This window comes from Parabacteroides johnsonii DSM 18315 (assembly GCF_025151045.1).
GTDB lineage: Bacteria > Bacteroidota > Bacteroidia > Bacteroidales > Tannerellaceae > Parabacteroides > Parabacteroides johnsonii.
This window is the reverse complement of the sequence record NZ_CP102285.1, coordinates 2639645-2656012: the sequence shown is the minus strand read 5'-3', so window position 1 is coordinate 2656012 and position 16368 is coordinate 2639645. Positions and strand designations below refer to the sequence as shown.

Here is a 16368-nt window from a genome sequence, read left to right as displayed (position 1 = left end):
CGTATTTATTGTAAACTATTAGTATTTTACGGTTGCAAAGGAACGGTAAAGATGAATGGGAATCAATCACTACATGTAGTGATTTTAAAGTTCGATGTCGTCGCCTGAAATAATACCGTTCATAATGGCATAGAAGGTAAGCCCCGATACGGTTTTGATACCGAGCTTGGTGGTGATGTTCTTGCGGTGGCTGAGGACTGTGTTCAGGCTGATATTCAGCTTGTCTGCAATTTCTTTGTTGGTACTGCCTTTGACGATTAATTGGAGGACATCCGTTTCGCGGGTGGACAGTTCTTTGTTGTTCTCGCTGGAAATACTGTTGTTTTCTCCGGTAAAAAGTTGTTCCATCTGCTCGATGATGATTTCCTGCGAGGCCTTGATCGTGATATGATTAGTTGCCGATAACCCTCCTTCGTCTTCGGCCCCGTCGATCAGGACCATTGTCTTGCTCCGACGAGGGAGGAAAAAGTCTGCATAAAGGACAAATGAAGCGGCATTTGTAAAATAGTAATCGAATGTATCGTTGCCGGAAGTCGATAAAGCCTCGAAAGTGGGGTAGTGGCTGATCTCTACCGGTGGAAAATAGTCGGCCAGCATGCTTTGTAGGCCGATGCTCTGTAGCGTGTCGGGTAATATAATTGCTATTTGCTTGTTGCGATGCATCCGGCTGTTTGTTAAATACACAATTTTTCCATAGCCGAAACCATCGGTGTCAATATCCGGTAGCGGATGCGGTTGTGTTGTTTGATATCTTTTTCCAGGCTGCTGATCGCGAATATGACAGCGTAACATAAGTTCTCGTTATAGTCGCCGGAAAGATGCTTGACCATGATGCTTTTCAGATCTGCCAACAGGGCCTCTATCGGATCTTCCAATCGCTGCTCCGTTCCGAGATGCAATGCTTCGAGCTGTCCGGAAGATTGATAATCTTTCAACATTTCGCTTAATGACAGACAATAGGGGAACCATACCCGGTCGTCCTTTTCGATCCGTGAGGTCAGTTCTTCTTTGAAAGAGGAAAAAAACTTACCGATCAGGTTGAGCGTGTTGTTTCCCGGTGTACTCATCGATATGAATGAACCGAGATGCCTTTCTATATTCGGAATTTGGTAGCGCTGGTAATACAGGTTGGTTTTAGTCAGATAATCGATGATTTGTGAAGTATGGAATGTTTGTAGCTTCTTTTCTGGGAAGTATTCCTCATTGAGGAACGTGTTGATTACCGTCAAGAGGAAATCGGCATCCAGTTGGTATTCTTCACATATCGCCTTTACCGATTTGTCACCTAAGCCCAGGCGGATTCCAAAACGGTTAATGACAGGAATGAGTGAGGGATGCTCTTCCACCACCTCACTCATTTGCATATTAGGATATACTAATGGCATATTTTATGCTTCTTCCCATTGTTTTCGTAATAGTTCCACTGCGGCGGGCACCAAAACGTTCCGGTCTCCCTGGCATCCGCATTCGAAACTTACATATTTGTCGTAATCCAACATCTTCAAACCTTTAAAGCCGTTCACATAGTTATCCGCTTCGCCGTCTTCACCCGGCATGCTGCGGCGTTTACGGCTGGCAACATGCACATGTTGCAGATATTCGCCTGCGGAAAGGAAAGCTCCCATGTCGGAAGTCTCTTCCCAAGTCATGTGCCAGAAGTCACCCATACAGCGTACACCCGGATTGTTGATATCGCGGCAGATGGAGGCTGCATCCGCTACCTGGCGGAGATAAAAAGCCTCTTTCCTGTTGAGCGGTTCAAAGATAACAGTAGTTCCGTGTTCTTTTGCGAAGTTACCCATTTCATTGAATTGTTCGCACAAAAAGTCCCGTGTTTCCTGTGTATGAGGCATGGCTGGTTTCTGGCCGTTGAAAGCCGGAACGATGATCACTCCCGTAGAACCTAATTCGCCTGCGGCAGCCATGATCTCTTTCATCGTATCCATACACTGTTTGCGGATAGCCGGATCTGTCGAAAGGATGAAACCCTGGAAACCTGCACAAATGGCGCTCACTTTGATATTGCGTCCGTTGAGTGCATCCTTGATCTCTTTTACACGATCTTTCAGGCCGCGTCCACCCGGTTCGAAACCAACGACGCCCAACTTTTCCATGTAGTCGAGCTTTTCGTTGAGGTTGGCACCTGGGGCGATTCCTTCCTGAAAAGATATCTTCAACTCGGCTTTGCTGTTGGGGCATGATCCCTTTTCTGTCGGACAACCTTCTGTAGAAGCAGCTTTGCCACCACAGGCAGCAAAAGCTGAACTACCGGCTGCAACAGCCGCGCCAGCCAGAGTTGTTCTTAAAAAGTTTCTTCTGTTCAGTGCCATATAATTCTTATTTCTTGTCTTGGGCTTTACCCGGAACTTGAACTGTAAATCCACTCATATCCATCTTGCCTAAATTCAAGTCTTTCGGAGTGTAATCGATAGGAGAAGCAGTCATGGCATCCCAGGTCGTTTCTGCACCAGTGTAAGCTGATTCACGTCCCATGATAGCAGCCATATTGGCTACAGCAGTTTCAGATGCTTGGTCAATAGACTTGCCACTGCGGATCAAGTTAATCCAGTTGACGTGTTCCAATACATACGGATTCTGCTGTTTTGTGTTTGCTTTTTCTGCTTCTCCGTCATATTTCCAAACTACATTGCCTGCATTATCTTTGATTTCCATCGTAGCGCTGTTCCAAGAGCCTTTTGTTCCTTGGATAAATTCGCTGACGTTAGTGGCACAACCGTCAATCTGGCGACACATACTATGCAAGTGGATGCCGTTTTCCATTGTGAAGTCGATGCTGAAGTTGTCATACTGGTCGCCTGTTATACGACGCTGACGAGAACCGAATCCGACTGCTTTGACCGGTTTCAAACCACTGAACCATGTGAATACATCGATGTTGTGTACGTGCTGTTCTACGATGTGGTCTCCGGATAACCATTTCCAGTTCACCCAGTCTTTGATCATATATTCGCAATCGTTCCATTCTTTCTGGCGGTCACGATACCACAACATACTCTGATTCCAATAAACAACACCACCGGTGATTTCACCAATAGCTCCTTCCATGATCTTCTTGTAAGATTCTACATAGCTACGCTGGTGATGACGTTGTGTACCGGTAATGACACATAAGTTCTTAGCCTGGGCCTGTTTAGCTGTTGCCATGATAGTACGATATCCTACTGGATCTACACAAATCGGTTTTTCCAGGAATGAATGTTTGCCTTTTTCAGTCGCATATTGGAAATGAATCGGACGGAATACGGGGGGGGTAGCGATAATAACAACATCGACACCACTATCGATTACCTGTTTGTAAGCGTCCAAACCAACAAAACGTTTGTCTGCCGGAATATCAATGTTTTTCTCTTTTTTCAATTTACCTGCCAAATCATCGATTCTTTCCTGAAATGTATCACCTAAGGCAACGATTGTCACACCATTACCTGCTTCCAAGAAGTTGAATGCTGCACCGGAACCACGTCCACCACAACCGATAACACCGGCTTTCAACTCTTTTCCGTCAGTAGCCTTGTCGGGCAATTCCGGAATATAATAAGTTCCAGGCTCTTTCAGAGGCTTGTTTGCTGCAGCACTTTCGCTGCCACCTGCACATGAGGTTAATACACTTGCACTACCTGTACCGATTGCACCCAGTGCTCCGGCCATAGCTGTACTTTTTAAAAACGATCTTCTGCTAATACTGTTTTCTTTCTTCATGATATAGTAATTTTAGGTATCAATTAAACATCTGTTATTTTGCTCCAATTGCTGGGTCCGGTTCGCAAACCACACGGAAACCGATACCTCGGATATCCGAATACCACCAGATACTCTTCGGTTGCTGCGGGTCTGTCTTCAGCCATGCGTCATGCTTGGTATAATCGCGGGCTGCGGAACGGACATCTGCTGCATCGGAAGTGTAGTTACCGCCGCGTACAACCCATTCTTCTCCTTCTGTGATTAACGGGTTAGTCACACTTTCACCGCCTTTACTGTAAGCCTGAGGGTCATATTTGTCGGCACAATATTCCATTACGTTACCCAGCATGTTCTTCAAACCGAACGGGTTCGCTTTCACTTCGCCCGGCTCCTGAGTTCTGTTCTTGCTGTTCTTCGCGTAAATCACGAATGAACTAATGCTGTCTGTCTTTGCATCGAAGAACTTACGCCAGAATCCCTGATCTGAAAAATCTTTAGGATTTCCTGTGAAGAAATAAGGAGTTTCCGTTCCTCCACGGGCTGCATATTCCCATTCTGCCTCGGTCGGCAGACGGTATTTTTTCCCTGTTTGTTTAGACAACCACTGGCAGAATGTTTCTGCTGCGTAATGTGTCATCGTAATAGCCGGACGATCACCAGCACCCCATCCTTGGTCGGGGAATCCGAACGGGGGAGTCGGACCGGAAATGGCATCGACATCCGGATTGCTGTTATTTGCGTATACGGTTTCGGGAGGAGTACGTCCTTCACTCATGGTTTGTCCGTAGAATGCCCAATATTGATCCCAAGTAACTTCTACTTCTGCCATAAAGAAAGGACTGACCGTAACATTTCGGACCGGAGCCTCATCTGCCTTATGGAACGGTTCTTTATCTGTACTACCCATTTTGAATGTACCGCCCGGAATGGCAACCATTTTGAAAGTAACGGCCGTACCCGGAATTTGTTCCGTATAGTCGGTAAATGATGTGACAGGTGTCGCCGTCTTGAAATAGAGGCTGGTGTCGACCGCTGCTGTGGCAGCACCGGGAATGCCTGTTAATTTACCATGTTTGTAATCCGGATTATAGTGCCCCGCGTCGAGGTGGCAGCTGATACACTGCAAATCCAGTTTCTTTTCGTTTTCGTCATAATAAAGGTGAGCAGTGATACCATCTTGGTTAATCCCTTCCGGGAACAGATTCTGATGACATTCTTTGCAGGATTCGTTCGGAATATATTTAACGGCATGTTCCAGTTCCGACTTGGTGTTCCAGTCGAAATCTGCACTGTCTTTTGTCATGAAAGACCATACGTCTTTCAGTCCCAATTTGGCTTTAGCCGTATAATGATTCCATGTGTCGCTTTGAGGCGGAAGGTGACAAGCCACACAATGTGTTTTAACACCGCTTCCGTTATTTACGTGTTTGGAGAGTTTCCAGCTGTCTTCTACATGCGGATGAACATGGCACATCATACAAGATTCATCGGAAGAGAAATAAACGGATGTTTTGTATACGGCAACCATAATGCCTGCCCCGAGAAGTAACCCGACCAAAAGAATGAAGGTTTTTCCTTTGAAAAATCTCCCTTTGTTTTCGGAAGGATAACGATTAGAATTGTTATTAGTAGCCATTTGTTTTTATGGTAAACGATTTTACAATTAGTCTTGAATTAGATTTAAAAATCGGCAATAAAAGTAGTCTTTTTCTACATAAAATAAAAGTTTGCACCAGCTATTTAACGAAATATGCATAGTGATTATGCTTTTTTACCAATTTTTGTAAAAAGAGAAACTTGTCCCCGCTTCTTGGATAGAAATGCGGGGACAGATTCCTTTATTATTGCTGTTTATAAATTAGATTGAATCGGTTTCATGATGAAAGAGAATTCATAGTCCCCGTAATGAATACGGTATTGTTCCAGTGGAAGTGCTCCCCAACTGTTGACGCAACCCAATCCCATTTGTACCTTGTCAATGCACATATTGGTATAATTTGCCTGAGGTACAAGTTCGGAGTGTCTTTGGTCTTTTTGCGTACCGTCATCCAGAGATTCGATCGAATAATTCAGGGCTGAAGCCGAGAATGGAGCTTCCGAAATGAACATAAGTCCGTTACCGCCCTTGTTGGTCTGTTTCCACCACCGGATATCCGTTTTGGTCCCTGTTTCCTGCGGACGGATATAAGAGTAGAATTGCTCTTCTACAGTCTGTTTGTAGTTACCCAAGTCGGTAACGTTGTTACGGTCGGAATAGTTTTCGATCGGACCTCTGCCGTAGTAGTTGATCTGATCCAAGCATTTAGGCATCTGCATCTGCATGCCGAAGCGGAACATATCGGAAACTTCAGCCGATTTGTCGGCTACCATTTTCTGTATGACCTTTACTGCACCTTCATTGTTGATCGTATAAGTCAGATACAATTTGGCCTTTACTGCATCCATTGTATATTCAGCATTGACAGTTGCCATGTCGTTCTCGATTTTGTTTGTCAAAGAAACCAGTTTCAATCCCGGTTCTTTCCAAGCGGCATATTTGTTTTGTAGGTTGGCTCCCATATCGTTGTCGGTCGGAGCACGCCAGAAGTTCGGAGTCAATTTACCATCTTCTTTCAGCATTGTCGTGCCGTTTACGTCGTATCTACACAGGAATCCGTCATGCTTGTCAAAGTCTATGCGGAAGTTCTCTCCTTCGACGATCAGATAATTAATGTCATTATCTTTAATGGTTGGGATAACAGTCGCGATGTTCACCTGGTGTACATTTTGCAGATCCAGTTTCGGAGCGCTGTACGGGCGGATGGTCAACTGGTTTTTAGCTACCGTATAACCGGCAGGCAGCAATGTTTCCGCTTTTTTCAACTTAAAGGCCACATTTAGCAAAAGTTCTTTGCATTTGCAAATTCCATCTGTGCTATAATTCAGTTTTATGGACTTGGTCTGTTGCGGAGCTACTTCCAAGTCTTTGATCATACCTGTCTGAACCACTTCGCCGTTAGCCAGCAATTCCCATTCTGCATAGTAACCGTCCAGATTACGGAAGAAGTTTTCGTTATATACGTTCACGACACCGTTCGCCAAATCGGATGGAGTCACCCAGATCGATTGGTAGATATGTCCGACTTCGTGCATGTGCGGATTCGGTTTGCGATCCGGGCTAATCAGACCATTGTCCATGAAATTGTTGTCGGAAGCATCATACCTGTTCCAATCGCCTCCATAGGCATAGAAAGGAACGCCGTCTTTTGTTTTCCAACGCAGAGACTGATCGACGAAATCCCAGATAAAGCCACCTTGATACTTCGGATATTTGCGAACCAGATCCCAATATTCTTTGAATCCCCCTTGAGAGTTACCCATTGCATGTGCATATTCGCATTGGATAAGCGGTTTGTTTACATCACCTTTACAATATTCCTCGCTTCTTTCATAGTTCAGATACATCGGGCAATAGATATCGGTGAATTCGCTTGTCCGTGCTTGTTCGTATTGTACGGCACGTGATTTGTCTTCATTCTTGATCCAAGTATAACAAGCTTCGAAATTAGATCCCATACCGGCTTCATTGCCTAATGACCAGAAAATGATGGATGGATGGTTGTAGCCGCGCTGAACATTGCGCTGGTTGCGTTCCATGTGTGCTTTGGCAAACAACTGGTTTTTAGCCAGAGTCTTGTCTCCATATCCCATTCCATGAGATTCAATGTTTGCTTCCGCAACCACATAAATACCATATTGGTCACACAAGTCATACCACAAATTGTTGTCCGGATAATGACAAGTACGTACGGCATTGATGTTGTATTCTTTCATGACCTTGATATCCTGGATCATGCGTTCGCGTGATACAACATAGCCGTCGTCTGGATCCATTTCATGCCGGTCGGCCCCTTTGAACAAGACAGGTTGTCCGTTTACCAATATCTGGGAGTTTTTCAATTCGATCTTGCGGAAGCCTACTTTTACCGGAATGACCTCAGTCGTGTTGCTACCGTTTTTCAAGCTGGCGATCAAAGTATAGAGAACCGGAGTCTCGGCAGTCCATTTCTCAGGATTGCTTATCGCCATATCGGTGGAAACTTTGCCGGCACCTTTGACCGACGCAGTGGCGACTTCCTTGCCTTCCTTGTCTAACAGTTTCAGGTCGACTGTCCCGCTACCTTTCAGGCTCAGGGAAATATTTAAAGTACCGTCTTTATACTGTGTATCCAAATCCGGAGTTACGCGGATGTCCTGGATGTATTTCGGAGTACGGGCGTAGAGGTAGCAGTCACGACCTACACCGGAGAGGCGAAGGAAATCTTGGTCTTCCAGATAAGTCCCGTCGCACCAGCGGAACACTTGGAATGCGATCAGGTTCTTTCCCGGTTTCAGGTATTTGGTCAGGTTGAATTCAGCTTCGAGTTTGCTGTCTTCACTGTAGCCGACGAATTGTCCGTTCACCCAAAGATACATGTTTGACGTGACAGAACCGAAATGAGCGAAGATCTCTTTTCCTTTCCAGTCTGCCGGAACCATGATTTCTTTACGGTAAGAACCTACGTGGTTGTTTTCCGTAGGGATTTCAGGTGGGTTGTTCTCGAACTGGCTTCTCCAGGGATACCCTACATTTACATAGATCGGATCGCCATAACCATTCAGTTCCCACAAGCCGGGCACTTTCAAATCATCCCATCCCTTATCGTTGAAATTCACCTGATAAAAATCTGTCGGGCGCATATCTGCATTTTTTACCCAGAAGAATTTCCAGTTGCCATTCAAGGTCATAAAATTTTCGGATGATTCCTTACATCCTTTCAATGCACTGTTTTCGTCTTCGTATGCGAAATAGTTGGTGTGCATAGGGGCCCTGTTGATCTCGTTTACGTTAGGGTCTCTCCACTCATTTTTTTGAGCGAAAGCTGCTGTCCCGAGCAGGGACAGGCAGCAAGCAAGTACGTTTAGTTTCATAAGATGTTATTTATTTACGGTTTTTTAGGATCTTAATTAATCCATTTTTGCCATTTTACATTATCGTTATATCCGGCTTCAACCATTGTTTCAATGAATTGCATGCCTCTTACACCATCGTATACTGTTGGGAAATCCAAGCAATCACCGCTGGGGGATTCACCGTTTTTGATAGCTCTGACGGTAAGCGAGAAATTGCGGTAGATATTGGCAAAAGCTTCGATAAAACCTTCCGGGTGTCCTGCCGGAGTTCGGGTATTCCACAGGGCTTCAGGGGTCAGATAACCGTTGTTGCCGATATCTAATATTTCAGTAGGACGATCTCTCCACCTCAAAGTCAGCGTGTTCGGTTCCATCTGACGCCATTCCAATCCGCCTTTTTCACCATAGATACGGATGCGGATATTATTGGCTTCACCGGTTCCGATCTGTGTTGCGGTCAAGACGCCTGTCACATCGTTTTCGTAACGGAGGAATGCTGCCCCGTCATCATCGATAGGACGTCCGGGAACGAATGCCTTCAGGTCGGCACATAGTTCTTTGACTTTAAGTCCAGTTATATATTCACTTAAATGCCAGGCATGTGTTCCGATGTCACCTACGCAGCCGGCTTTGCCCGAGCGCTTCGGGTCCGTACGCCATCCGGCATTGTTGCCTCCTAATAATTCGATACGTTCAGAAAGCCATCCTTGCGTATATTCCACATAGACGCGGCGCAATTTCCCGAGTTCACCTTTCGCGATACGGGCTTTCGCCTCTTTTACTGCCGGATAGGCTGAGTATACATGTGTCAGAGCCAGCACGAGTCCGGTTTCTTCCACTTTTTTCTGTAGCTGTTTGGCCTCTTCAAGAGAGAACGTCATCGGTTTATCTACGACTACATGGAACCCTCTTTCGAGCGCCATCATAGCTGGTTCGAAATGCCAACGGTTGGGAGTCACGATTGTGACAAAATCCATCCTTTCTCCTTCCGGTAAAGTCATTTCGTGTTCGAACATTTCCTGGTAAGTGCTGTAAATCCGGTCTTCCGGCAAAAAGTAAGATAAACCGGAACTTTTGGATATCTCAGGGTCTACGCTGAAACATCCACAAACTAATTCAATCTGGTTGTCCATAAAGGCTGCGCGACGGTGGATCGCCCCGATAAAGGCGTCACTACCTCCTCCAACCATTCCCATTCTTAATTTTCTGTTCTTCATGATATTATTAAATTAGCAATTCAATGAATTGAGATATTGCCCAAAATTACAAAATGTTGTAATAAATACAATGTATTTTGTAATTTTAATTTGTTACAATTATCGTATGAGTCGCATTTACAATAGTTCCGTTTTTTCCGACTCCTTCGACTGTAATCGTATATTCACCCGGTAGATCGGAAGTATAAAATGGGATTGTCATTTCTTTCTGACCGTTACTTTGTAAAGTGGGAATCCAGAGCAGGGTATGTCGGAAATCTGGTTTGCCTAATGTTTTAACCTTTTCTTCTTCATATATGGGTGTATAAAAATAGCGAGTGGCCTGCGTGCATCCTTTATTGAACAGTTGCGTGGCTGGATCCAGTTTTATCCCCTGGTAGTCTCCTTTGTATGTCGAAAAAGATAAGATGCCGTCAAATCGTTGCCCTCCGAAAATATAATGTCCCAAATAGACATCTATTTTTTTTAGTAATAACGGGTTATAGCTGTATATCTGTTCTTGGTCCGTGATTGGTATGTTGTCGAACAAAACAAGTGTTTGTGTGGAGAACTTATCCATTTTTTCTGTTAGGACAGAGAAGGTCCGCTTGCCATCCTTTTTACTGACCCTGGCAATAGGAATGAACTCTGTCAATATCTCTTCAATAAAAGGGAAACGCGTATATTCATCCAGAATATAAGACTTATAGGGCTTGGAAAACGTGTGTGGGGGAGCACTTTCTATCCGGTTGATGGAATCACCGGTATAGACTTGCATGACTTGTACTCCCATGCTTCTTTGTAAAAGATACTGATGCCAAGTGGAATCAAGATAGATAGGTTGGTATGTTTTGGAACGATGCAGGGCGAATGGCGATTGTAAATCGATCCGGTATGACTTTTCGGATGTATTCAAAACAACTGTAGCCATCTCTTTTTTCCCATGTGTCAAACCTGTATAAAAAGTGATATGTCCGTTTTTATCGGTTTTCCCGTTGAATATTTGGATATTTTCTCCCGGAAAAGAAAGCAGTCCAACGATACCATATTCTGTAGCCGGCTGATTATTGCTTCGGTCTATAAGCTGTCCTTCATAGATAGGACCTTCGTATTCCGGAATAATTTTTGTAGAGAAACTTATCGGATCTTTCGAAAACAGACTTTCTTTCCATTTCAGGATCGATGGAGTCGTTGTTTGTATTGGGTCTGTACCGGCAACAGAAACAGAAAGGGAGATAGAGTCGGAGGGTAATTCCTGGATACGGATAACCCCTTTATTTCTTGCTTGATATGAGGCTTTGTCTGCCGATACTGTTATGATGTGGTTTGGTGTTACCCGGTTAGGCAGCTTGAAAGAATGATTTTCTGTTCCGGACTGTATCCGGTTTTCCTGAGGTTGATAAGGATTTACGACAGAAATCTTTTTTTCAAAAAATATATCTTCTCCTTCGTTCTGCATGTATCGGGTGTAAGCGACCAACCGATAGTAGCCCGTGGGTAGGGTGACAGGAAGTTCCATCCAGCCATTTCCTGTCCCGTCTGTCAGATCCAAACGGACCTGTATTTCGGGTATGGAGTCATTCAACAATTCAATATAACCGACTTTGCTGAAAGAACTTAATTCCCCTTCAGTATTAGTCGTATATAATTTTAACCAAAGCAATTCACCTGCAATGTAAAATTGTTTGTCGGTTTGAAGATATACCCGTTCTTGGTATGAAGCATATCCGTAGCCTGTCCCGATTAGCAAGAGCAGGATCGGCAGCAGTATTTGTCTGGTTGATATAACTGTTTTCATAAGATACTGTTTTTATTGATGATTGTTTGGCCAGAAATCCGGTTTGTTTTTTGTTCCTCCACGAGATCTACAATCTACGCATCGCCGATTCATACAAAAATAAGTTCCGCTTACTGCTCCTTCCGAAAGGATTGCAAAACCTTGCCCATAGGCTTTTTCTAACTCTCTTCCCGAAAATAGCTGTTTTTCTCTGCAATCATATATATCCGTCATGCCCGGAACATCTTCTGCTTTTATATAAAGGCGATAGGAGGTTTCGGTTGTAGCGTAAATATATCCGATGATGATTTCTTCAGGATTGCTCAAGCAGGTGATGTTTCCTTTTATTTCAGTTGGTTGGGGGGCGAATATTCCCCCTGTCTGTTCGACGTTTTTTCGCATATTTTCGAGATATTCATATGCTTTCCTGTCGAGTGCTTGTTGCTGGATTGATATGCTGTATAGATAAGAAAAACGGCTGTCTGCGGCTCCCAGGCTTAAAATAGTGTGGTCTTTTATTTTATTCTCAGAAAAATTGTCTGACTTACTTAATAAAATTCGGTTAGATGTTTTACTGGCCCAACAATAATGGACGTTTTCGGGTGAAAACTGGTTCAATTTCTGGATACCGTTTTCATAGCTCCAAGTATATTGAGCGAAATACTCGGAAACGATTTCCCAGTCTTCTTTGTAAGTCCAACGGTAATAGCGTGAAGCGTCCGGATCGTCGTTGTGGGTCGAAACTCTGATGTCGACTTCTTCCAGTTCTTTATACTGATAATTGACTTCATCGATTTCCGGAGTGATCTGCGGCTCTACAAAATCGGATTGATATTCTTTTCCGTTTATCAGGAAGTGGATGGCGTATTTTTCTCCTGGTTTGAACGAAATAGAGTCTGTTATCATGTAAGAACTTCCGGTTGTATTTTGTGCTGTTGCGATTGTCGTGCCTTTATCGGAAATAAGGGTGACTACTGCCTTTTTATTGGTTAGGTTCGGGTCATAAAAACTGCTGGATCCTTCGTTTGTCCGGTTGATGTGGATTATGGTTCCGTAAGGAGCAATGATGGCGCCCTCCACAACCAAAAGGTCGTTGATCCATTCCACGTCGGGTTCGTAGGGAGTGATGCAACTGGTTGCCAAACCGATCATCGTGCAATAAAAAACAAGATATAGTTTTATAGATAACTTTTTCATGATTCAGAATTTTATGTTGTAAGACAAATAAGGAATAGGAGCACCGAATATTGCCATCTTATAACCTTGTAATTTCCCTTCTTCGGATATGTAGTAGACGGAGTAAGCATTCTTTCTTCCGGTTACATTGTATACTCCGATGGAAAACGTACTGTGTGTAAGCAAAGTCAACTTATGGCTCGGTTCGATATTAAACGCGATATCCATCCTGAAGAAATCCGGTATCCTGTATTGGTTACGTTCGGAGTAGTAAACAAATTCTCCTCCTGCGTAACTGAATTTGGAAATCGGCAATGTTACCGGACGTCCTGTACTGTAGTCGCAGTTTAAAGAGAAACTGTATCGTTGCGTAAATTTGTAATTACCGGCAAGTTTCACTTCGTGCGGTTTGTCGTAATCTGCCGGATACCAGTTCCCGTCGTTGATCGGATTGGATATGCGGGCATCATGTTGCCTTAATTGAGTTCGTGAATATGAATAACTGATCCAACCGTTCAGTTTACCCTGTGTCTTTTTCACCATAAACTCCACGCCGTAAGCTTTGCCTTGTGTACTGATTACATCGGTTTCAATGTGATGGTTCATGGTCAGTTGTGCACCGCTTCGGTAATCCAGATAGTCTTTTATAGCTTTGTAATATGCCTCGATCGAAGTCTCGATACTGTTTCCCATAAAATTCTTATATAATCCGGCTGCCACTTGCATCCCTTTTTGTGGTTTGATGTTTGTGTCGCTTAGTTTCCAAGTGTCGGTAGGCGACATGATGGTAGTATTCGACAGTTTGTGTATATTCTGTTGTAAAGTATTGAATCCAGCTTTGACAGAGAAGTCACCACCGAAAGCATAACGGGCGGATAATCTGATTTCTGGGGCATGATAGGTCTTGAAAGCACGAAAAACGTTGATGGTCTTAGTCTCTGTCTCTGTTCCTTCACTGGGTAGTAGAGTAGGATCATAGAGGGAATAGGTACGCGGCCCCATCGAATTGAACATCATGTAACGCAAACCAGCACTAACCGACAGTTGGTCGTTTATCTCCCATCTGTCTGCCAGATAAAGATAGGTCTCTATTGCCTGCTCTGTTTGTAATTTATCTGGTGCGACCAATGATTCCGGATGGTTGGGCAAGTTTTCTCCCGGATTCAACCGGTAGTAAGTCGTTCCACCTCCGAAATCAACTGTATGTTTTTCATTCAAGTAATAAGTGAAATCCAACTTTCCGAAAATTTGGTTTATACCGAAACGTAATCTGTAGGCTTCTGCCGGGTTCTCTTCTGTTTTTGTCAGATAATCATAATGATCATATCCACCTGTAAAAGTCCCGGTCATCCGGTTCGGGAAAACATGCCTCCATTTTAAGGAACCGTTGGCATTGGTATAACTATATCGTTCGTTTGAATCGAAGTAGAAATGATCGTGACTGTAATAACCACTGGCATACAGGTTGTCTTTGTCGGAGAACTTATGATCCACTATTAGGTTTACATCGTAAAAACCAGCCTTCCCATCTTTATAACCGCTTTTTTCTGGTAACAGGTTGAGCAGCCAGTCCGAATAGGTTGTTCTGCCTCCGGCAATAAAAGATGTTTTCTTTCCGATTGGTCCCTCCAGTGTGATGCGGCTGGTCAGAAGTCCGAGACTTGCCGATCCTGTAAATTTCTTTTTATTACCTTCTCTTCCGTTAATTTCGAGGACAGATGAGATACGGCCTCCATATTTGGCAGGAATGCTACTTTTATACAGTTCGATATCTTTTACTAAGTCGGCATTGAATGCTGAAAATAGTCCGAATAAATGTGTTGGATTGTAGATTGTACCGTCGTTGAATAGGATCAGGTTCTGGTCGGTCGATCCTCCCCGTACATTGAAGCCGCTGGAGGCTTCGCCTACCGCTTTCACACCCGGCAGCATCATGACAATCCGTATCACGTCTTTTTCCCCGAATACAGTCGGCACATTTTTTATTTCTTTGAGGTTGACTCGTTCTACACCTAATGTATTGCTCCGGACATTCGCTATCCTGTCGGAAGTGATGGTCACCTCTTTCAGCGAATAGACCTGTTCTTCCAATTCAATGTCAAGCTGCCCGTTTGAGTTGAGCATCACTTGTCGTTGAGTATCTTTCAGTCCTATTCCTTTGATCTGTAGATTGTGACGTCCGGCTGGTAAAAGTAGGGTGTAAAAACCGAATGCGTCAGTTGTTGCAGCAATAGTTGGATTTTCGATATAGATGACAGCGCCAACGACCGGCTCGCCGGTACGGAAGTCGGTCATGTGGCCGCTTAATTTGATTGTACCGGAACGGGGAGTTGAAGCGTCTCCGATAGTATAAACTTTGTTTTCCGAGGTTGCTTTCTGTTCTTTTTGCTTATTAAGGACAGTTGCGAAATTAGATTTTTCTTCTCCTATCCTGCTACTTTTAAAAAAATTATCAGGGAGGGAGGTTATCAGTTTTTGGTCTTTCAGGACAAATAAATATTTATTGTCAAACGGGAATACTTGCAAATGACTACCTTCCAATATTTGCTGCATGGCTTCGATAGGCTGCGTATCCGTACAGCTGAGGGTGACAATCAGTGAATCGACATTCGCCGGATTGTAATAGATAATTAGTCCGCTTTGTGTGGCTATCTGGCGGAACACTTCTGCCGCCGGTTGTTTCTCGGCATGGATACTGACATTCTGTTGGGAAAACAACGGGGAATGACAGATAATCAATATGATTATAATATATCCGATTTGTGTTGTCCTCATTTGTTTAGTGTTTCATATTGTTTGACAATTGTAACAAAAGCCTGTTCTGGCCACTTTTTGAAGTTCAGCTTCTGTTCCCGGGCGTATCGGCTTAGTTCTTTCTTTTTATCAGGGAAAAGGTTGAGTAGGGCCCGTTTGTTTTTAACGGGATAACATCTATTTTCCTTGACGACATAGAATCGTTCTTTTATTCGGAAAGAGGCTTCGATGGAAAGTCCATTTACTTTTTCCTCGTAAGTGACAATGTATTTTTTGATAACTGGGTAGATACTATCGGATAGTAATACTACATATTCGTCGCCGATCAAGTCTTGCCATCCTCTTACTGACGGGTTGATAATGTGGTAACCGTTTAGTAGGATATAATCGATTCGGTCTTTTTCGGCAACGACAGGATAAAGCTTTTTCGGCGATTGCAAAACGAGCTCGTCTCGGAATAAATCCAACTTCATGAGAAGCCGTGGGTAGAGGGTTTTTCCGGAACTTATTGTTCCTTCCTCGAATTCGGCATTTACCAGATACGGATGATTCGTTGTTTGTTTTTCATATCGTGAATATTCTTTTCCGTTATAAATGAGGGCATATTCTTGTGCTGCGGAAAAGTAGTCCTGCATTAATTTGCCAGGCAATCCCTTGTCTGCATCGGTTTGTTGTCCGTGTAGTATTCCGATGGATAGATATAATAGTAGAATTATAGAAGTTCCTGTTTTCATAAATAGATAATATTTTGATAAAGGATAACAGCGGCAAATATAAGAATAATATTGCATTATGTAATATTGTGTGCAATAAATTAGAGAATGTAGATAT

11 protein-coding genes are annotated in these 16368 nt (G+C 43.7%); all 11 read right to left on the bottom strand.

Annotated features, from left to right (window positions below; translation table 11 throughout):
* Positions 1-84: 84 nt before the first annotated feature.
* The 11 genes from NQ564_RS10860 to NQ564_RS10810 all read right to left on the bottom strand — a co-directional run bounded on the left by NQ564_RS10860 (position 85) and on the right by NQ564_RS10810 (position 16271).
* Positions 85-663: a LuxR C-terminal-related transcriptional regulator gene (locus NQ564_RS10860; RefSeq protein WP_008151066.1), complete on the bottom strand. Its 579-nt coding sequence runs from the start codon at positions 661-663 to the stop codon at positions 85-87.
* An 11-nt stretch (positions 664-674) separates the two neighbouring features.
* Positions 675-1364 (bottom strand): hypothetical protein, encoded by a 690-nt coding sequence (locus NQ564_RS10855; protein WP_008151065.1) that lies wholly within the window; start codon positions 1362-1364, stop codon positions 675-677.
* 24 nt (positions 1365-1388) lie between these two features.
* On the bottom strand, positions 1389-2330 hold the full coding sequence (locus tag NQ564_RS10850) for a sugar phosphate isomerase/epimerase family protein (RefSeq protein WP_008154972.1): 942 nt from the start codon (positions 2328-2330) through the stop codon (positions 1389-1391).
* Between the two features lie 7 nt (positions 2331-2337).
* Entirely contained in the window at positions 2338-3720 is a 1383-nt protein-coding gene (locus tag NQ564_RS10845) for a Gfo/Idh/MocA family oxidoreductase (protein ID WP_008151058.1), read from the bottom strand.
* Between the two features lie 34 nt (positions 3721-3754).
* Complete coding sequence (locus NQ564_RS10840) at positions 3755-5338, bottom strand: SUMF1/EgtB/PvdO family nonheme iron enzyme (RefSeq protein WP_008151057.1); 1584 nt, start codon at positions 5336-5338, stop codon at positions 3755-3757.
* Between the two features lie 215 nt (positions 5339-5553).
* Positions 5554-8652 (bottom strand): glycoside hydrolase family 2 TIM barrel-domain containing protein, encoded by a 3099-nt coding sequence (locus NQ564_RS10835; protein WP_008151055.1) that lies wholly within the window; start codon positions 8650-8652, stop codon positions 5554-5556.
* A gap of 32 nt (positions 8653-8684) precedes the next feature.
* Positions 8685-9851, bottom strand: coding sequence for a Gfo/Idh/MocA family protein (locus NQ564_RS10830; protein WP_008151053.1), 1167 nt, complete (start codon positions 9849-9851; stop codon positions 8685-8687).
* A gap of 85 nt (positions 9852-9936) precedes the next feature.
* Positions 9937-11628 (bottom strand): alpha-2-macroglobulin family protein, encoded by a 1692-nt coding sequence (locus NQ564_RS10825; RefSeq protein WP_129650094.1) that lies wholly within the window; start codon positions 11626-11628, stop codon positions 9937-9939.
* 12 nt (positions 11629-11640) lie between these two features.
* Positions 11641-12804: a DUF4249 domain-containing protein gene (locus NQ564_RS10820; protein WP_008151047.1), complete on the bottom strand. Its 1164-nt coding sequence runs from the start codon at positions 12802-12804 to the stop codon at positions 11641-11643.
* A 3-nt stretch (positions 12805-12807) separates the two neighbouring features.
* Positions 12808-15558, bottom strand: coding sequence for a TonB-dependent receptor (locus NQ564_RS10815; RefSeq protein WP_008151046.1), 2751 nt, complete (start codon positions 15556-15558; stop codon positions 12808-12810).
* Positions 15555-16271, bottom strand: a complete 717-nt coding sequence (locus NQ564_RS10810) for a hypothetical protein (protein WP_008151044.1) — start codon at positions 16269-16271, stop codon at positions 15555-15557. Before NQ564_RS10810 ends, NQ564_RS10815 begins: the two co-directional genes overlap by 4 nt.
* Positions 16272-16368: the final 97 nt, after the last annotated feature.